Origin of the sequence: Maribacter litoralis, assembly GCF_003075045.1 — a bacterium.
Classification (GTDB): Bacteria; Bacteroidota; Bacteroidia; order Flavobacteriales; family Flavobacteriaceae; genus Maribacter; species Maribacter litoralis.
Genome location: NZ_QCZD01000006.1, coordinates 26,758 through 45,810, shown reverse-complemented (window position 1 = coordinate 45,810; position 19,053 = coordinate 26,758). Strand labels below are relative to the sequence as shown.

At 37.7% G+C, this 19,053-nt stretch carries 16 protein-coding genes; 12 read left to right on the top strand and 4 right to left on the bottom strand.

The genetic code is table 11. The features are described 5' to 3' along the window. The first annotated feature begins 55 nt into the window (after positions 1 to 55). The 3 genes from DCS95_RS18020 to DCS95_RS18010 all read left to right on the top strand — a co-directional run bounded on the left by DCS95_RS18020 (position 56) and on the right by DCS95_RS18010 (position 4,134). Entirely contained in the window at positions 56 to 1,480 is a 1,425-nt protein-coding gene (locus tag DCS95_RS18020) for an L-serine ammonia-lyase (RefSeq protein ID WP_116772284.1), read from the top strand. Between the two features lie 78 nt (positions 1,481 to 1,558). Beyond that, positions 1,559 to 3,478: a DUF294 nucleotidyltransferase-like domain-containing protein gene (locus DCS95_RS18015; protein ID WP_116772193.1), complete on the top strand. Its 1,920-nt coding sequence runs from the start codon at positions 1,559 to 1,561 to the stop codon at positions 3,476 to 3,478. Then, complete coding sequence (locus DCS95_RS18010; RefSeq protein ID WP_116772192.1) at positions 3,478 to 4,134, top strand: 3'-5' exonuclease; 657 nt, start codon at positions 3,478 to 3,480, stop codon at positions 4,132 to 4,134. The genes DCS95_RS18015 and DCS95_RS18010 overlap by 1 nt, the downstream gene beginning before the upstream one ends. Before the next feature lie 2 nt (positions 4,135 to 4,136). Here DCS95_RS18010 and DCS95_RS18005 read toward each other — a convergent pair whose 3' ends face one another. Next, positions 4,137 to 5,093 (bottom strand): phosphoribosylaminoimidazolesuccinocarboxamide synthase, encoded by a 957-nt coding sequence (locus tag DCS95_RS18005; RefSeq protein WP_116772191.1) that lies wholly within the window; start codon positions 5,091 to 5,093, stop codon positions 4,137 to 4,139. 8 nt (positions 5,094 to 5,101) lie between these two features. After that, entirely contained in the window at positions 5,102 to 6,055 is a 954-nt protein-coding gene (locus DCS95_RS18000; protein ID WP_116772190.1) for a PhoH family protein, read from the bottom strand. Between the two features lie 130 nt (positions 6,056 to 6,185). On the opposite strand from DCS95_RS18000, the gene DCS95_RS17995 reads away from it, so the two are divergent. Further along, positions 6,186 to 7,016 (top strand): SAM hydrolase/SAM-dependent halogenase family protein, encoded by an 831-nt coding sequence (locus DCS95_RS17995; RefSeq protein WP_116772189.1) that lies wholly within the window; start codon positions 6,186 to 6,188, stop codon positions 7,014 to 7,016. A gap of 277 nt (positions 7,017 to 7,293) precedes the next feature. Then, positions 7,294 to 8,412: a DNA polymerase III subunit beta gene (gene dnaN, locus DCS95_RS17990; RefSeq protein ID WP_116772188.1), complete on the top strand. Its 1,119-nt coding sequence runs from the start codon at positions 7,294 to 7,296 to the stop codon at positions 8,410 to 8,412. Positions 8,413 to 8,487: 75 nt separating this feature from the next. On the opposite strand, the gene DCS95_RS17985 is transcribed toward dnaN, so the two are convergent. Together DCS95_RS17985 and DCS95_RS20330 are read right to left on the bottom strand one after the other, a co-directional pair. Next, positions 8,488 to 8,856 (bottom strand): DUF4870 domain-containing protein, encoded by a 369-nt coding sequence (locus tag DCS95_RS17985; RefSeq protein ID WP_116772187.1) that lies wholly within the window; start codon positions 8,854 to 8,856, stop codon positions 8,488 to 8,490. 70 nt (positions 8,857 to 8,926) lie between these two features. Next, a complete protein-coding gene (locus DCS95_RS20330) occupies positions 8,927 to 9,334 on the bottom strand; it encodes a hypothetical protein (RefSeq protein ID WP_116772186.1) in 408 nt (135 codons plus the stop codon). Between the two features lie 111 nt (positions 9,335 to 9,445). Here DCS95_RS20330 and mnmE point away from each other — a divergent pair, with 111 nt between their 5' ends. The 7 genes from mnmE to DCS95_RS17945 all read left to right on the top strand — a co-directional run bounded on the left by mnmE (position 9,446) and on the right by DCS95_RS17945 (position 19,052). Then, positions 9,446 to 10,843, top strand: a complete 1,398-nt coding sequence (mnmE, locus tag DCS95_RS17975) for a tRNA uridine-5-carboxymethylaminomethyl(34) synthesis GTPase MnmE (RefSeq protein ID WP_116772185.1) — start codon at positions 9,446 to 9,448, stop codon at positions 10,841 to 10,843. Positions 10,844 to 11,014: 171 nt separating this feature from the next. Beyond that, positions 11,015 to 12,181 carry a tyrosine-type recombinase/integrase gene (locus DCS95_RS17970; protein WP_116772184.1) on the top strand — a complete coding sequence of 389 codons (1,167 nt, stop codon included), beginning with the start codon at positions 11,015 to 11,017 and terminating at the stop codon, positions 12,179 to 12,181. Between the two features lie 264 nt (positions 12,182 to 12,445). Further along, complete coding sequence (locus DCS95_RS17965) at positions 12,446 to 12,727, top strand: helix-turn-helix transcriptional regulator (RefSeq protein WP_116772183.1); 282 nt, start codon at positions 12,446 to 12,448, stop codon at positions 12,725 to 12,727. A gap of 220 nt (positions 12,728 to 12,947) precedes the next feature. Then, a complete protein-coding gene (locus DCS95_RS17960) occupies positions 12,948 to 13,367 on the top strand; it encodes an HYC_CC_PP family protein (protein WP_116772182.1) in 420 nt (139 codons plus the stop codon). Between the two features lie 108 nt (positions 13,368 to 13,475). Then, positions 13,476 to 17,228 carry an efflux RND transporter permease subunit gene (locus DCS95_RS17955; RefSeq protein WP_116772181.1) on the top strand — a complete coding sequence of 1,251 codons (3,753 nt, stop codon included), beginning with the start codon at positions 13,476 to 13,478 and terminating at the stop codon, positions 17,226 to 17,228. Further along, positions 17,225 to 18,526 (top strand): TolC family protein, encoded by a 1,302-nt coding sequence (locus DCS95_RS17950; protein WP_244178489.1) that lies wholly within the window; start codon positions 17,225 to 17,227, stop codon positions 18,524 to 18,526. Before DCS95_RS17955 ends, DCS95_RS17950 begins: the two co-directional genes overlap by 4 nt. A 16-nt stretch (positions 18,527 to 18,542) precedes the next feature. Further along, a complete protein-coding gene (locus DCS95_RS17945) occupies positions 18,543 to 19,052 on the top strand; it encodes a DUF3347 domain-containing protein (RefSeq protein WP_116772180.1) in 510 nt (169 codons plus the stop codon). Position 19,053 lies beyond the last annotated feature (1 nt).

Genomic DNA, 19,053 nt, shown 5'->3' with positions numbered 1-19,053 from the left:
AAAAAGGTTATCGAAACATTGTACCTTAGCCTACAAAAACCGATAAGATTTGGAGATAGAAAGCATTAGCGTTTTTGATATGTTAAAGATAGGCGTTGGGCCTTCCAGCTCACATACTCTTGGACCATGGCGCGCCGCAGAACGTTGGCTGGCACGTTTAAGCTCTAAAAACAATCTTGAAAAAGTAGAAGAAGTAGAGGTTCATCTTTATGGCTCTCTTTCTTTAACAGGTAGAGGCCATGCCACAGACTATGCCGTAATGCTAGGCTTACTAGGTGCAGATCCCGAATTAGTACCTATAGAAACCATAGACCCGCTAATAAAGACCATCAAGAACGACCATGTGTTACTCTTAGATGGTAAATACAGTATTACCTTTGATCCAAGCAAGCATATTATATTCAATAAAAAGTTTTTACCCTTTCATGCTAACGGATTAAAATTTCAGGCAAAATTGAAATCCGGCAGAAAAATTTCCAAAACCTATTATTCCATAGGTGGTGGGTTTGTAGTTGGTGAAGACAGAAAAAATGCCAAGCGAAAAGTTGACATGTTCCAAAAGTTTCCTTTTCCTGTGCAAAAGGGCACCGAGTTGCTCGAATTCTGTAAAAGTGAAGGCTTAAAGATATCTGACCTTGTTTTGCAAAACGAACTTTCTTTAAGGGATGAAGAAATTATAGATCATGAGCTCAATAGAATTTGGGCTACCATGCTTGAATGCATGTACACCGGATGCCATACCGAAGGAACTTTGCCCGGTGGATTAAATGTAAAGCGTAGGGCTTTTGAAATGCACAATAAATTAAAGAGTGACCTTCCCTACTCCTCCCCACAAGAATGGCTACAAAGTATTAGACAAACAGAAGTGAAGTTTAGGCAAATTTTACAATGGGTAAGCTGTTTTGCCTTAAGTGTAAATGAAGTAAATGCATCTCTAGGCCGTGTGGTAACCGCACCGACCAATGGCAGTGCGGGTGTTATACCTGCCGTATTAATGTATTATATGGTCATTGAAAATCATGCAGGTAATTTCGAACATATAAAACAGTTCTTATTAGTTGCAGGAGAAATTGGCAGCATCTTTAAAAAAGGAGCTACAATTTCGGCCGCAATGGGTGGATGCCAAGCCGAGATAGGCGTATCATCTGCAATGGCTGCAGGTGCGCTGGCCGAGTTACTGGGTGGCACGCCAGAACAAGTACTAATGGCGGCAGAAATAGCAATGGAACATCATTTGGGACTTACCTGTGACCCCATTGGCGGACTAGTACAGATACCATGTATAGAAAGAAATTCCATGGGTGCCATAAAAGCGATCAATGCTGCAGAACTAGCATTGGGTTCTGATCCTTCTGCAGCTAAAGTCCCACTAGATAAAGTGGTACAGACCATGTGGGAAACCGCTAAGGACATGAATTCAAAATATAAAGAAACCTCAGAAGGTGGCTTAGCAGTCGGTGTTTTCTTGAGTGATTGTTAAAAGTTCCGGTTTTATCAGTAAAACAATCGTTAATAACATCTCCTTTTATATCAAGGATTATTCTGCTAACTTTAATTTATGAAAAATCTTATTTCTGAAAGGGTCGCGGATTTCATTAAAAACTATCCCCCGTTCAATGTACTTGACAACACATCTTTATTTCAGTTAGCCGAACAGGTTATCATTGTATATAAGGAGAAAAATAGTGTCATTTTTACAGTAGATGAAAACCAACATTCACATTTCTACATGGTACATAAAGGTGCGGTAACATTGAACAACCCTGCAACCTCAAACATACTAGACTACTGTGACGAAGGCGATATATTTGGTTTACGACCACTTTTTGCAAATGAAAATTACAAACTAGAAGCCAGAGCTCATGAGGAATCCATTATTTACGGAATTCCAATAGATCTTTTTAAACCTATTGCAAAACAGAACGAGCAGGTAACTATTTTTTTAATGGAGAGTTTTGCCTCTAACACCCGTAATCCGTATGCAAAAAGTCAAAAGGGACAGCTTTATGATATTGAAGATAATGAAGAGATCAATAAAGAAGTTGTTCTACCAGATTTACAATTAGCAAGCTATTCCAAAAAACTGATTACTTGCTCAACTAGAACAAGCATACAAAAGGCTGCCGAGCTAATGACCAAAAAGCAAATTGGGTCCATACTCGTGGTCAGCAAAGAATTACCTGTTGGCATTATTACAGATAAAGATTTTAGAAATAAAGTTATTACAGGAAAGCAGCCCATTACGGCATCGGTAAAAACAATAATGGCCTCCCCTGTAATTACCTATCCAAAAAACCTAACCATAACCCAAGCTCAAATGGCTATGATGAAGAGTAACATCAGTCATTTGGTCATTACGGAAGATGGCACACCAAATACAGCTGCATTAGGCATATTATCTAAACATGACTTAATGGTCTCCTTGGGTGACAACCCTGCTGTTTTAGTCAAAGCCATAAAACGTGCTACTCGAACAAAAAAGATAAAGCAGCTTAGAAAGAGTATAATGGTACTTTTAGCGGGATACTTGGAGCAAAACATTCCTTTAGGAATTATTGCCAAAATCATATCTGAACTGAACGATACATGTATAAAACAAGTAGTAGAAATATCCATCAACAAAATGGGTACTCCACCACCCGTAAAGTTCGCATGGTTGGCTTTAGGAAGCCAAGGTAGAAGTGAACAACTTTTACATACCGATCAAGATAATGCATTGGTATTTGAAGATGTACCAGAGGAAGATTTACCTAAAACTACCACTTATTTTTTAGAACTTTCAAAACACGTAACAAAGGCTTTAAATGTAATTGGTTACGAATATTGCCCTGCCGACATGATGGCTTCTAATCCCAAATGGTGCCTTAGCCTACAAGAATGGAAAAACAAATTATCTTACTGGATCAGTAACCCTGGACCTAATGAAGTATTGATGTCTTCCATATTTTTCGATTATAGCTTGGCCTATGGTGAACGAAGTTTGTTAGATAATATGTCCGATCACATTTTTAGAACCGTAGATAAGTATCCTATATTTTTGGTGCATTTAGCGAACGGAGCACTACAGAGTCCTTCGCCTACCGGATTTTTCAGACAGTTTCTGGTAGAACAGGATGGTCAACATAAAGATTTCTTCGATTTAAAAAGCAGAGCGTTAAGACCTTTGATCGATGCAGCGAGAGTGCTAATTTTGTCCCACTCAGTAAAAGCAATTAGCAATACTTGGGAACGCTATGAAAAACTAGCTGAATTAGAACCGAACAACAAAGAGCTTTACTTAGCTTGTTCGTACGCCACCAAGGCCTTATTAAAATTTAGGACCAAACAAGGTTTGTCACATCATGATTCTGGGAGGTTTATTGAGTTGGAACAGTTGACAAAACAAGAGAAAATGAAATTAAAGCGTACTTTCAAGGCCATCAAAGAAATACAAGAATTAATTACGCTACGTTTTAAAGTCACTAATATTTTAGGTTAATGGGACTATTTAAAAAAACACCAAAGAATCTTCCGGAATTTTGGAAAAGCTATGAGAATCTATTCAAGGAAACTCAAAGTAAAAATTTTGATGACTTGGTTTTTGTTGTTCTTGACACTGAAACGACCGGTTTTAGCTTTGAAGAAGATCGTATATTATCTATTGGAGCCGTAAAAATCAAAAAAGAGATCATCTCTGTTCAAGATGTATTCGACATCTATTTAGAGCAAGAGAAATTCAATAAAGAGACCGTACATGTACATGGCTTATTAAAAAACGGTCAAAGAGATTGTATAAGTGAAATTTCAGCAATGCAAAAATTCCTTGAATATGTTGGTAATGCAATTATTGTCGCCCACCATGCAGGGTTTGATATGGGTATGCTAAACACAGCTTTAGAGAGACATGGATTGCCTAAACTGAAAAATACGGTACTTGATACGGGTGTCATTTATAAAAAAACACTCATAAAATCTTATTTAGTACAACCAAAATCTAACTACTCATTAGACGAACTTGCAGAAAAATTTTCTATCTCCAGAAAAGATAGACATACAGCATTAGGCGACGCTTATATTACAGCAGTCGCCTTTTTAAAGATTATATCGCGTTTAAAAGAAAAGAAAAACTTTTCGCTTAAGTCTTTACTTAGATAGCTTTATAAGCTCTCTAAATAATTTAAAACATTTCTATTGATCCTATCGTGAATATGAGTAGTATCGGCTTTTACAAAAGGTTCGCCGGTTATATGTTCGTAAAGCTCAATATACCTTTCTGAAACAGATTCTATATACTCGTCTGACATTTCTGGAACAGTTTGCCCTTCCAATCCTTGGAAATCATTTGCTATCAACCACTGTCTTACAAACTCTTTTGAAAGTTGTTTTTGAGGCTCGTTCGCATCTTGTCTTTCTTGGTATCCTTCAGAATAAAAATATCGTGATGAATCGGGAGTATGGATTTCATCGATTAAAACAATTTCACCGTCTTTGGTCTTTCCAAATTCATATTTGGTATCCACTAATATCAACCCTCTATCTGCGGCTATTTCAGTACCTCGTTGAAAGAGTGCATATGTATACTTTTCAAGAAGTGCATAATCTTCAGCAGAAACAATTCCTTTGCTTAAAATATCCTCCTTTGAAATATCTTCATCATGATCACCCATTTCAGCTTTGGTGGCAGGAGTAATAATCGGACTAGGAAATTTATCGTTTTCTTTCATACCATCGGGCATTGCAACCCCGCAAAGCATTCTTTTACCCAATTTATATTCTCTTGCCGCATGACCGGATAAATAGCCACGAATTACCATTTCAATTTTAAAAGGTTCACAGGCAACACCTACGGCAACGTTGGGATCAGGAGTAGCCGTTAGCCAATTTGGAACAATATCTTCTGTAGATGCCATCATTTGGGTAGCAATCTGATTTAAGATCTGCCCTTTGTAAGGAATTCCTTTTGGCATCACCACATCAAATGCAGACAACCTATCTGTAGCGATCATAACCAACCTATCATTCTCTAAAGTATAGACCGATCTCACTTTGCCCTTATAGACATCTTTTTGTCCCGGAAAATTAAATTCTGTTTCGTAAATAGTATTATTTGCCATGAAATTTTTTAATTGTGATGTTCAATAGTCTTATATGCGTCAATTACCTTTTTAACCAACTTATGACGAATTACATCTTTATCATCTAGGTATATAACCTCAATACCCTCAACATTGTTTAAAATAAGTAAAGCCTCTTTTAACCCTGAAATTGTTCTACGCGGTAAATCTATCTGCCCAGGATCTCCAGTAATTAAAAATCTCGCGTTTCTACCCATTCTGGTCAAAAACATTTTCATTTGGGCATGAGTGGTATTTTGTGCCTCATCTAGAATAACAAAGGCATTATCTAAAGTTCTACCACGCATAAATGCCATAGGAGCGATCTGTATGGTACCGTTTTCAATATAATGTACCAATTTTTCGGCAGGGATCATATCTCTAAGGGCATCATACAAAGGCTGCATATAAGGATCTAGCTTTTCCTTTAGATCACCCGGCAAAAAACCAAGATTTTCCCCAGCTTCAACAGCTGGTCTTGTCAAGATGATTTTCTTGACCTGTTTTTCTTTTAATGCTTTTACTGCTAGCGCTACACCGGTATATGTTTTTCCTGTACCGGCCGGGCCAATAGCGAAAACCATATCGTTCTTTTTAGAGGCATCTACCAAACGACGTTGGTTGGCGGTCTGCGCTTTTATTAATCTGCCGCTGACACCGTGTACCAAAGTTTCGCCGCTGTTTTTTGACGATTGTAGCTCTTGGTCATCTGAACTTGTGAGTACACGTTCAATGCTATTTTCGTCCAACTTATTGTACTTTATGAAATGCTGGGTAAGTAAATCGAACCGCCTTTCAAACTCTTCTAAAAGTTCTTCGTCTCCAAAGGCTTTGATTTTATTGCCACGGGCAACAATTTTCAACTTCGGAAAGTACTTTTTCAATAAATCAATATGCTCGTTTTGCTGCCCAAAAAATTCTCTTGGGCTAATTTCGGTAAGTTCTAGAATTATCTCGTTCAAACAGTCGTTTTTATAATGATTTATAGTTAGCGAATATTAATTTCTAATCGCTGTTTTTTTGTTTAGTTTTGTATATCAAATTTAAGCAAATTTTAAGTTTGACTAACCAAAAACATATCAACATTGCTGTATGGCAATAATCACCCTAACAACAGATTTCGGATTAAAAGATCACTTTGTAGCTGTTTTAAAAGGCTCCATATATACCGAATTGCCCGATGCGAAAATTGTTGATATTTCGCATGATATCATGCCGTTCAACATTCAAGAATGTGCATATATTTTATCTAATTCATACAACAGTTTCCCTAAAGGCACTATACATATTGTTGGTGTAGATTCAGAAGAAACTCCAGACAACAAGCACATTGTAGCTTTGGTCAACGGACATTACTTTATAAGCGCAAACACCGGTGTCATTGGGCTTATCACATCTGAAATGACTCCGGAAAAAGTATTTGAAATACACTTACCAGATTCAATCGCAAACTCATTCCCCGTTCTTAATGTCTTTATACAGGTTGCCTGTCATATAGCACGTGGTGGTACCTTAGAATTGGTAGGCAAGCCTTTTATAGATTTAAAGAATTTAAGGGAATTTGCGCCTAGAATCGTAGAAGATGGCAAGAAAATTATTGGCAGTGTCATTTATATTGATAACTATGGTAATGTAGTAACGAATATTAGAAAAAATCTATTCGATGCTTACAGAAAAGATAGAAATTACACCCTTTTGGCTCGTAATCATAAAATCAATACGATTCATAAAGCCTATAATGACTTTATAGACTATAGTGTAGAGAAGAATCATAGAAAAAGTGCGGGAGACCTATTGGCAATTTTTAATTCGTCAGAATACATAGAATTGGCTATATTTAAAAGCAACCTTACAACCGTTGGTGGAGCCTCTACCCTTTTAGGGTTAGATTATAGAGACACTATAATGGTAGATTTTGAATAGCCATTATAGTGTAGATTTATTGTGCAGGTTGATGTACTTTAGTACTAACACAAAATAGTAAAAGTTAATAACTAGTGTACTAATAAAAATTTAATGAGCATAATGCAGTAATAACTAGTAGTATACCGTACCTTGACCAACAACAAACTGTTAATAAGTTTGTTTCTTAAAAAAGGGCAATTAAAATATCTTTGCTGATATTGAAAACTGCCAACATTAAGGATTAAAACCTATTTTTCTTGATAATTTCAAGAACGATATCAATAAAATTTAAAGAATGAAATTTATAGTTTCAAGTACCTATTTGCTAAAACAACTCCAAATATTAGGAGGTGTAATCAACAACAGTAATACATTACCAATACTAGATAATTTCCTGTTCGACTTGCAAAAGGACAAACTAACCGTATCGGCGTCTGATTTAGAAACTACCATGAGTTCTGTGATCACTGTAGATTCTGATAACGAAGGCACAATTGCAGTACCGGCAAGATTACTTTTAGAAACGCTGAAAACTTTTCCAGAACAGCCATTAACTTTCGTAGTTGAAGATAACAATACGGTAGAGATCAGCTCTAATCACGGTAAATATGCTTTAGCATATGCGGACGGAGCGGAATTTCCAAAAGCAGTTGAACTTACCAGCCCAAGTTCAACAACCTTGCTTGGTGATATTCTTGCTATTGCGATCAATAAAACCATTTTCGCTGCCGGTAACGATGATTTAAGACCTGTAATGAGCGGTGTTTTCTTTCAGTTCTCACCAGAGAATTTAACCTTTGTTGCAACAGATGCACATAAATTGGTGAAGTATCAACGTACAGATGTTAGGGCATCTCAAGTTGCAGAATTTATTATGCCTAAAAAGCCTTTGACATTGTTAAAGGGAATTTTAGCAGGCAGTGAATCAGACGTCCTTATTGAGTATAATGAAAGTAATGCCAAGTTCAGTTTTGAAGATACAGAGCTTATCTGTAGATTAATAGATGGTAAATACCCTAATTACGAAGCGGTAATTCCTAAAGAGAATCCTAATCAGCTTACAATAGCAAGAAACCAATTTTTAAGTTCTGTAAGAAGGGTTTCTATATTTTCCAATAAAACAACACACCAAATTCGTTTAAAGATCGCTGGTGCAGAATTAAATATATCTGCAGAGGATATCGATTATTCTAACAAGGCCGAAGAAAGATTGACTTGTGCTTACCAAGGTGATGACATGCAAATAGGGTTTAACTCAAGGTTCTTAACTGAAATGTTGAACAACTTAAGCTCAGATGAAGTTTCTTTAGAAATGAGCTTACCTAACCGGGCCGGTATACTTACCCCTTCCGATGGTTTAGATGAAGGCGAATATGTAACAATGTTGGTAATGCCGGTTATGCTGAATAGCTAACTATTTACCAAATATTCATAAATTAAAAAGGGTCAGTTTTTCAACTGACCCTTTTTTTTTGTCTTATTAACTCGTTTATGAAATAAATCTAAACGTTCCGAAATAACTGGGCGATTCTCCATTACTAGCTCTAATAGCATTGACAGCGGGCATCACTATAGATAAAATACCTGCAAAAATCAATAATAATATTCCCAGTCCAAACAATAATATTCCAGGTATACCAATAACCAAATACAAGATCAAGGTCAATTGAAAATTAATAACCGATTTGCCATGCTCGTCCATACCTATAACAGAATCTTTGGTCGTTAGCCAAATTACCAACGGTACAAGTAGTCCGCCAAAACCCGTTACAAAATCTAAATATTGAGATAAATGTGTTATGACCAATAGATTTCGGTCTTCACGTACTGCGATTGAATTTTTATTTACTAGTTCCATTTTTGATTGATTTAATGATGAATACTACAAATAAGACGCATAAATCGCATAAATGTTACAAAAAGAGCCTTTAAAGTTTTCTATTCAGCTTTTTAAGTTTTTCTTGCTCCTTCATTAATTTTATTTGGCTCTTAGCAATTTTATCTTCTTTTTTCTGAATATCTACAGGAGAAAGAGTACCCTTAACTTTACCTTTTTCTAGTTGGGCTTTTAACTTTTCAATTTGCTTTTTTTCGCTTGAAATAGATTTTTCTTTGTTCTTGATCTGCTTTTGTAATTTTTCGATCTTTTTTTGTTCCGCAGCCTCTTTCTTTTCTTTTTTAGCTTTCGCTTCTGCTTTTTCAACCTTTTTCTTTACCTCTTCCATTTCCTTTTCTTGTTCCAAGGTTATTTCGCTAGAAGATTCGGTAGTGTCGTTTTGAGCAACTCCCGCAAAAGAAACAAACATAAATACTACTAAAACAAATACTTTTTTCATTTTCTGATTATAATTTATAACACGCAAAATTACTATATAATTGAATACAGAAAATATAACACTTGAAAATTAAGAAAAGAACAACAGGTAATAATTGATTATTTTTGCACGATGATTAAAACAGATACTATAGTAGCATTAGCAACTCCCGCAGGCGCAGGAGCAATTGCAGTCATTAGACTTTCTGGTCCGGAAGCAATTACAATAGCATCAAAACATTTTAAATCGGCATCTGGCAAAATACTTGAAGACCAAAAAAGCCACACCATTCATTTAGGTTATATTATGGATGAAAAAAACACCATGGATCAAGCCCTTGTTTCGGTTTTCAAAAATCCGCATTCATATACTGGTGAAAATGTCGTAGAAATATCTTGCCATGGTTCTCCCTATATCCAGCAACAAATCATACAGTTATTCCTAAGAAACGGATGCAGAACTGCTGATGCGGGAGAATTTACGCTAAGAGCTTTCTTAAATGGTAAGATGGATTTGAGTCAGGCAGAAGCTGTTGCCGACCTTATATCCAGTGATAATGCCGCTAGCCACCAAATTGCCATGCAACAAATGCGCGGTGGTTTTAGCAATGAAATAAAACAATTACGAACAGAACTTTTAAATTTTGCATCCCTAATTGAACTTGAGCTCGATTTTTCGGAAGAAGATGTAGAATTTGCCGACCGAACCGCGTTCAAAGACCTATTGGCTCGAATTCAAAAAGTATTACAAGGATTGATTGATTCTTTTGCTGTCGGCAATGTGATAAAAAATGGAATACCCGTTGCCATAGTAGGCGAGCCAAATGTGGGCAAATCTACCCTTTTAAATGCATTTTTAAATGAAGACCGTGCGTTGGTATCAGATATTGCAGGAACAACCAGAGACACTATAGAAGATGAGATTTCAATTGGTGGAATAGGATTTCGATTTATTGATACCGCGGGTATTCGGGAAACCGAAGATGTTGTGGAAGGAATGGGCATTAAAAAAACCTTTGAAAAAATTGAACAGGCCCAGGTAGTATTGTTATTGGTTGATGGATCTAAACTTTTGGCAGATGATCAAAAGTTGAAAAATATTGTCATTGATTTTGAAAAAATAAAAAATCAGAATCCTTTAAAACCTTTAGTTCTATTGGTGAACAAAGCCGATACACTTTCGGAAACAGATAAAGAAAAAATAGCTACTTATTTAAATGAGGTCAAATATCTATCCGCAAAAACGGGAGAAGGTGTTGAGGAATTACAAAACAGCCTTTTAGAATTTGTAAATACAGGAGCACTCCGTAATAATGAGACTATTGTCACCAACACACGTCATTACAACTCACTATTAAAAGCATTAGAAGAAATAGAAAAAGTGCAATTCGGTATGAAAGCAGAACTTTCTAGCGATTTAATGGCCATTGACGTACGTGAAGCACTATATCATTTAGGTGAGATTACAGGACAAGTCACCAATGATGAATTATTGGGGAATATTTTCGCTAATTTTTGTATAGGGAAATAGTTGCTAATATTATTTGATTTCAATTGGGTTTAATTGCCTGTAAATCAAATGACTGTTGATAACTCTCGAAGTTTTACTTTCTCTTGGTTATCCGATTTTCATACTTTTATTACATCTAATTTACACCTCGAAATTATTTTTTACACCCGAGGTGTAAAAATTACACCTCGTATGAAAATCCATCTCAGAAAGAAAAAATTGAAAAGTGGCAAGACAAGTCTTTATATTGAATTTTATAAAGGACATAAAACCACTTCCGAAGGAAAGATAAAGCATATTCGAGAATTTGAATATTTAGAGCTTTATCTCATTACTAATCCCAACTCAGCTTTCGAAAAAAAGAAAAATAAGGAACAGCTTGAATTGGCTCAACAAATTCTGGCTATTCGTAAGGCAGAAATTTATCAAGGGAAATATAAAATCCAAAATAATTCCAGAGGACGGACGAGCTTTATAGATTTTTATGACCTCAAAAAAGAAGAACGCTATCAAACTAAAGGCAACTATGATAATTGGGATGCTGCTCAAAAGCATTTAGAAAGGTACTGTCCCAATCATATTACATTCAATGATATAGATATTGATTTCATCAAGGGATTTAAAAAATACCTCGATACTGTTGCGGTTACCAAAAGCGAAAAAAACTTATCTCAAAACACGAAACATACCTATTTCAACAAATTCAAGGCCGCTATGCGAGCTGCATTTGATGAAGGATATCTAAAAGAAAATCTGATTACAAAAGTGAAAGGATTTGCGATGGGCGAATCCAAAAGAGAATATTTGACTTCAGACGAATTGAAAAGCCTTGCGAAAACACCTTGCAAGATTAAAGTCTTTAAACAGGCTTTTTTATTTTCTGCATTAACAGGCATAAGATGGTCGGATATTCATAAGCTAACGTGGTCTGAAGTTAGGGACGAAGGAATTGACAATTCTGGTAATAAAATTTTCCGTATCGTCTTTAAACAGAAAAAGACCGAGGGTATGGAATATTTATATATCTCTAAACAAGCCAGAGAACTATTGGGCGAACGTTCTGAACCGAAAGACAGGGTTTTTACAAACCTACGTTATAGTGCGCATATGAATCTTCAACTATTGCGATGGTGTATGTTTGCGGGAATCACTAAGCACATTACTTTTCATTCTGCTCGCCACACTAACGCTGTATTATTACTTGAAAATGGCGCTGACATCTATACAGTTTCAAAACGATTAGGGCATAAAGAAATAAGGACGACCGAAATTTATGCAAAAATAATTGACAAGAAAATGAAGGAAGCTGCTAATTTAGTTCCGACTTTAGAACTCGATATTATGGAAACAACCGTATAATTTGTTAATAACTAAAGATTTATCCTGTTTTCCTCAAACTAATATAATATCAAAATCAATCATTTGATAATCAAATTTATTAAGTCAATAAAATTTAATTTCATTTGTATCTGAAACTATATAAGTGACTTATTTTATGCATTTTGTGCATAACTAATACCAGTTTTAGTCTACATTATTTTTCCTTCTTTATACCTTTAGTTTCAGAATTCTACTAAAAGAAACGATACACTTTATAGAATTTTGGACTTTAAATAAGTTAGGATGGACAACATTGAAATTCAAGAAAAACTCAATAGAATAGAGAGTTTATTGTTAGGTACAAAACAGGTACTTACCTTGGAAGAAGCCTGTGATTATACTGGCATTTCTCGAAGTTATTTGTACAAGCTAACTTCCGCAGGAATTGTTCCCCACAGTAAACCAAATGGTAAATTGATATTTTTTGATATCAACCGTCTGAACGAATGGTTACTTCAAAATAATCGTAAATCAAAGGCTGAAATTAAAGGCGAGGCATTGGATTACGTACTAAAGAAAAGATAGTTCTTCCCAGAAAGTCAGATGTCGACTAAATACATAGACTACTCTCATATTTAAAAAATTTTCATTCACAAATAGGCTGACGATGCATTGGATAGCGTGGTTAGTTTTTAGTTTAAAAGTCTAATTTTTATTCATATCAGTCCATTAAATTTAGTTTGCAGCAAAATTAAATTTTTGTTAATCCCAATAAAAACTGTTAAATTTTTGTAATTTTGCAACAATGAAACAAGTTTTCCATAAAATATTATCCATCTCAATGGCTTTTGTAGTGATGTTCTCTACAATGTCATTTACTGTGGATATGCATTATTGTGGGGACTCTTTGGTCGATTTCAGTTTGTTCTCAAAAGCTGATACCTGCGGAATGGAAAAATCACAGGCAAATAAGGGATGCGAAAAACTGATGCTTTCCGAAAAAGATTGTTGTACTGACCAGCAAATTGTAAAGGAAGGCAAAGACGACCTTAAAATATCTTTTGACACACTTTCATTCGAGCAGCAAACGTTCATCGCTGCATTTACATACTCTTATATAAATTTATTTGAAGGAACCAAATCTGAAGAAGTTCCTTTTGAAGATTACCCGCGACCCTTTGTCAAACGGGATGTGCAAGTGCTGCACCAGACTTTTTTAATTTGATTATTAGATTTTTTGAATGAAGCCCAACAGCTACGCTGTAGTGGGCTAAAACTCGTGTTTGTCATTTTTTGCAGCACGTAATTCCAATTATCTAATAATCAAAATGCTATGCTAAATAAGAGCATTAAATTTCTCATAGAAAACAAACTTGTTGCCGTTCTACTACTTGCCCTATTTGTGGGTTGGGGCGTGGTCAATGCGCCTTTTAATTGGGAAACTGGCTTTCTGCCCACAGACCCAGTTGCAGTAGATGCCATACCTGACATTGGCGAGAACCAACAAATTGTTTTTACAAAGTGGCAAGGTCGCTCGCCGCAGGATATTGAAGACCAAATCACATATCCGCTTACCACTTCCCTTTTGGGTATTCCAGGCGTAAAAACCATTCGTAGTTCTTCTATGTTTGGGTTTTCCAGCATCTACATCATTTTTGAAGAAGATATCGAGTTCTACTGGTCGCGCAGTCGCATACTCGAAAAACTGAACTCACTTCCTGCAAACCTTTTGCCCTATGGTGTCAATCCATCTCTTGGGCCAGATGCCACAGGACTCGGGCAGATATTTTGGTACACGCTGGAAGGTCGCGATAAAGACGGCAAGGTAACAGGCGGTTGGGATTTACAGGAATTGCGTAGCATTCAGGATTATTATGTAAAGTACGGTTTATCATCTGCAAGCGGTGTTTCTGAAGTAGCTTCCATAGGTGGCTATGTTCAGGAATATCAAGTGGATATCGACCCAGAAAAAATGCGCCAATACAATGTGAGTATGGGCGATGTGGTCAAAGCTGTAAAGCAGAGCAATCAAGACATAGGCGCACAAACCCTCGAAATCAATCAAGCGGAATATCTCGTGCGCGGATTGGGCTACGTCAAGTCCATAGCAGATATCGAAGATGCTGTAGTAAATTCAGAAAACTTTACTTCCATCCGCATTAAAGACGTAGCAAACGTTCATTTGGGACCTGCTGCCAGACGTGGCATTCTCGATAAGGAAGGTGCCGAAGTTGTAGGTGGTGTTGTAGTCGCTCGCTATGGCGCAAATCCGTTGGAAGTTATTAATAATGTCAAGGCTCAAATCGCTGAAATTAGTTCTGGACTTCCCACAAAAATTTTATCAGATGGTCGCACCTCACAAGTAACCATCGTGCCATTTTACGACCGTACCGAACTCATACAAGAAACGCTGGGCACGCTCAACGAAGCTTTGACTTTGGAAATCTTGATTACCATTTTAGTTATTATCATTATGGTGTTCAATCTACGTGCATCCATCCTTATTTCAGGATTATTGCCCGTAGCTGTTTTGATGGTTTTTATCACGATGAAGCTCTTTAATGTAGATGCAAACATCGTCGCACTTTCCGGTATTGCCATTGCCATCGGTACAATGGTGGACGTGGGCGTGATACTTGCTGAAAATATGATACGGCACTTGGAAGATGAAAAGCTTCGCCTTAATGAAAATGGTAAGGAATACACCACAAACGAAATCATCTACAACGCAACTGCCGAAGTTTCTGGTGCTATCCTAACAGCTGTCCTGACGACCATTATCAGTTTCCTACCCGTATTTACAATGATAGGTGCCGAAGGAAAACTGTTTCGTCCGCTTGCCTTTACCAAAACAATGGCACTTACAGCTTCGCTCATCATTGCGTTGTTTCTCATTCCGCCCATTGCGGCATTTCTTTTCCGTAAGACGAGTGTGCGAGAACGTACACAGTATGCCATTAATGGCTTGCTTGTTTTATTGGGAATTCTCGCTATCGTTTACGGTTATTGGTTAGGACTAATTCTTATCGCCTTTGCCATCACATCGTTCTTGAAGATGCGTGGCACGCTTTCCAAAAAGCGCAAAAACCTGCTTGACATTATCATTTCATCTGTTGCCATCGTCGTTTTATTAGCAGAATACTGGCGACCATTGGGCTTTGACCGAAGCATTGTGATGAACCTAATATTTGTTTTCATTATCTGTTTTGGACTGCTCGGTGTGTTCTCGATTTTCAGGATATACTATGAACGTATTTTGCGATGGGCACTTCAGAATCGATATCTATTCTTAATCGTTCCGGCTACGGTGCTCACGTTGGGTATTATCATAATGCGCAATACGGGCAAAGAGTTTATGCCAGCGCTGAATGAAGGTTCATTTCTTTTGATGCCTACATCCCTACCACACGCAGGTGTAGAAGAAAACAAGCGTGTATTGCAACAGCTCGATATGGCGGTGGCAAGCATTCCAGAAATCGAAACCGTGGTGGGAAAAGCGGGAAGAACCGAAAGCGCACTCGACCCTGCCCCGTTATCGATGTATGAGAATGTCATTCAGTATAAATCTGAATATATGCGGAATAGTTCTGGCGAGCGACAACGCTACAAATTCAATGAGGATGGATTATTTGTACTGAAGAACGACAAATTTATCATCAACCCGAATAATGAGATAGATGAAGATGCAAACTATGACGAAGCATCGCTCAAGACTACTGCCACGCGCAATGATTTGATTGAAGATGAAGATGGCGAGTACTACCGAAACTGGCGACCGGACATTGAAAGTCCAGATGATATTTGGAACGAGATAGTTCGAGTGACCAAATTGCCAGGCGTGACATCGGCACCCAAGTTGCAACCCATCGAAACTCGACTGATAATGCTACAAACGGGAATGCGGGCACCTATGGGCATCAAGGTAAAAGGACCTGATTTAAAGTCCATTGAAAACTTCGGACTGGAATTGGAAGACATTCTCAAACAAGCCGAAGGCGTTAAGGAACAAGCTGTTTTTGCAGACCGTATCGTGGGTAAACCGTACTTGCTCATAGATATTAAGCGAGACCAATTGGCTCGATATGGCGTGTCTATAATGGACGTGCAGGAAATTCTTCAAGTGGCTGTAGGCGGTATGCCACTCACACAAACCGTGGAAGGTCGTGAACGCTATGTCGTTCGGGTTCGGTATCCACGAGAATTACGGGCAAATCCAGATGACTTGCGTAATATCTATGTTCCAGTTGAAAAAGGAAGTCCCGTACCGCTGGGCGAATTGGTTGAAATTCGATACGAACAAGGTCCACAAGTTATTAAGAGCGAAGACACTTTTCTAATTGGCTACGTGCTGTTTGACAAGCTCGACGGCTTTGCCGAAGTGGATGTGGTGGAAAATGCCCAAGCCTTAATACAAGAAAATATTGATAACGGTTCGTTGGTCGTACCACAGGGCGTGAGCTATCGCTTTACGGGAACGTATGAAAATCAGTTACGGGCAGAAAAAACGCTGTCGGTTGTCGTACCGCTTTGTTTGCTCGTGATTTTCTTGATTTTGTATTTCCAGTTCAGGTCGGTTTCTACATCGCTTATGGTGTTTACTGCCATTGCCGTAGCTTTTGCAGGTGGCTTTATAATGATATGGCTGTACGGGCAAGATTGGTTTTTCAACTTCAGTTTTTTCGGCGAAAATCTACGGGATTTGTTCAATATGAAAACCATCAATTTAAGTGTGGCCGTTTGGGTAGGATTTATTGCCCTGTTCGGTATTGCAACGGATGATGGTGTCGTTATGGCCACCTATTTAGACCAATCTTTCAAAAGCAACGAACCAGACAATAAAAAGGGCATTCGTCTCGCCACTTTGGAAGCCGCAGGTAAACGTATCCGTCCGTGTTTGATGACTACCGTAACGACGGTGCTTGCTTTACTTCCCGTACTCACATCTACAGGCAAGGGAAGCGATATAATGATACCGATGGCAATTCCCATTTTTGGCGGAATGATAATCGACGTTACGTCTTATTTCCTATTACCAGTTTTATACAGCTGGAAAAAGGAATACCAACTTAAAAAAGCAAACAGATGAAGAAATTAAAATATATACTGGTGTTTTTGTTTGTTTCTGCTGAAGTTCATACTGAGCGAAGACGAAGTGCGAAAGCCCACCTGAACGTCTTCGTGTTTTTAGCGTTACTTCTTGTCGGAATCGGCGGGCAGGCGCAACAATTACAAACCTACATTCAGGAAGCCGAAGCCAACAATCCAGAAATTCAAGCCTTTGAATTGCGATACAGCATCGCCGAAGAAAAGGTAAACGAAGCCAACTGGATTCCCAATACCGAAGTAAGTGCTGGCTATTTTGTGAGCGAGCCAGAAACCAGAGTGGGCGCACAGCGTGCACGAATAGGCGTAAAACAGATGTTGCCGTGGTTTGGCACCATTACCGCTCGTGAAAATTATGCCATCGCAATGGCAGATGCCGAATATGTGGACATCACGATTGCAAAGCGCAAGCTCGCACTTTCGGTCGCACAATCGTATTATCGACTTTATGCTATAAGAGCCAAGCAAGCTGTGCTGGATGAGAACATACAATTACTGGAAACCTATGAACGACTTGCACTCACATCTGTAGAAGTGGGCAAAGCGAGTGCTGTAGATGTATTGCGACTTCAGATTAGACAAAATGAATTACAACAACAAAAGGAAGTGCTGGAAGAAGAATTTACAGCAGAACAAACGGCTTTTAACAATTTGCTCAACCGCGAATCAATGATGACGGTTATCGTTGTTCCCGAAATGGAAATCCCGCAGGAAGCCCCTTTTTACGACAATCAAGCGCTATCACTCAATCCCGAACTGCTCAAATATGACAAACTCTATGAATCGGTGGCACAATCTGAACTGCTCAACCAGCGAGAGAATTTGCCTATGATTGGTTTTGGTGTGGACTACCTGCCCGTAACGGAACGCAGCGATGTCAACTTCAGCGATAATGGGAAAGATGTATTGATGCCTATGGTTTCGGTTTCAATCCCCATTTTCAACAACCGTTATAAATCTATTTCAAGGCAAAACGAGTTGCGCCAGCAAGAAATTGAGACCCAACGGGAACAGCGATTGAATGTGTTAGAATCCGCTTTCGCGAAAGCGCAATCACAACGCAACCAAGCCCGTATCGCTTACAACACACAAGTTCGTAACCTAAAACAAGCCCAAGATGCCGAAGAAATTCTGGTAAAAAATTATGAAACAGGCACTATTGACTTTAACGATGTATTGGACATTCAGGAATTGCAGTTGAAGTTTCAGATGAATCAAATCGAGTCGGTGCAAACGTACTATGTGCAATCGGCCATTATTAACTATTTAATAAATCAATAATCTAAACAAATATCTTATGAAAAATGCAATTAAAATAACAGTAGTAATGCTTTCTTTGGTAAGCTTCGTTTCGTGTAAAAATGAAACTAAAAACGATAAAAACAAATCAAATTCTGATACTGTTACGATGGCAGAATTGTCATTTGAAGATGAAAATGTAGGCAAACAATTTCAGCATTATATCCACCTTAAAACCGCATTGGTAAATTCAGATATGGACGAAGCGAAATCTGGCGCAAAAATGCTTTTGGAAAATTCAGAAGATGCAGCTTTAAATGAGTTACTCTCAAAAATTTCAGAAGCAAGTGATATTGAAGAACAACGAAGCTTGTTTTCTGATGTGACAGAGAAAATGACAGCGATTGTCGACGCATCAATCTCTTCAGGCGAAGTGTACCAGCAATATTGTCCAATGGCTTTTAATAATGAAGGTGGCTATTGGTTATCGACGGAAGAAGAAATTCGTAATCCTTACTTCGGCGATAGAATGCTAAAATGTGGTAAAGTGACGGAAACTATTAAGTAAA

Bases quoted from the DNA above. Each gene is read 5' to 3' on its own strand.
- DCS95_RS18015 (WP_116772193.1), top strand. From the start codon at position 1,559: ATGAAAAATCTTATTTCTGAAAGGGTCGCGGATTTCATTAAAAACTAT.
- DCS95_RS18010 (WP_116772192.1), top strand. From the start codon at position 3,478: ATGGGACTATTTAAAAAAACACCAAAGAATCTTCCGGAATTTTGGAAA.
- DCS95_RS18005 (WP_116772191.1), bottom strand. From the start codon at position 5,093: ATGGCAAATAATACTATTTACGAAACAGAATTTAATTTTCCGGGACAA.
- DCS95_RS17995 (WP_116772189.1), top strand. From the start codon at position 6,186: ATGGCAATAATCACCCTAACAACAGATTTCGGATTAAAAGATCACTTT.
- dnaN (WP_116772188.1), top strand. From the start codon at position 7,294: ATGAAATTTATAGTTTCAAGTACCTATTTGCTAAAACAACTCCAAATA.
- DCS95_RS17985 (WP_116772187.1), bottom strand. From the start codon at position 8,856: ATGGAACTAGTAAATAAAAATTCAATCGCAGTACGTGAAGACCGAAAT.
- DCS95_RS20330 (WP_116772186.1), bottom strand. From the start codon at position 9,334: ATGAAAAAAGTATTTGTTTTAGTAGTATTTATGTTTGTTTCTTTTGCG.
- mnmE (WP_116772185.1), top strand. From the start codon at position 9,446: ATGATTAAAACAGATACTATAGTAGCATTAGCAACTCCCGCAGGCGCA.
- DCS95_RS17970 (WP_116772184.1), top strand. From the start codon at position 11,015: ATGAAAATCCATCTCAGAAAGAAAAAATTGAAAAGTGGCAAGACAAGT.
- DCS95_RS17965 (WP_116772183.1), top strand. From the start codon at position 12,446: ATGGACAACATTGAAATTCAAGAAAAACTCAATAGAATAGAGAGTTTA.
- DCS95_RS17960 (WP_116772182.1), top strand. From the start codon at position 12,948: ATGAAACAAGTTTTCCATAAAATATTATCCATCTCAATGGCTTTTGTA.
- DCS95_RS17955 (WP_116772181.1), top strand. From the start codon at position 13,476: ATGCTAAATAAGAGCATTAAATTTCTCATAGAAAACAAACTTGTTGCC.
- DCS95_RS17950 (WP_244178489.1), top strand. From the start codon at position 17,225: ATGAAGAAATTAAAATATATACTGGTGTTTTTGTTTGTTTCTGCTGAA.
- DCS95_RS17945 (WP_116772180.1), top strand. From the start codon at position 18,543: ATGAAAAATGCAATTAAAATAACAGTAGTAATGCTTTCTTTGGTAAGC.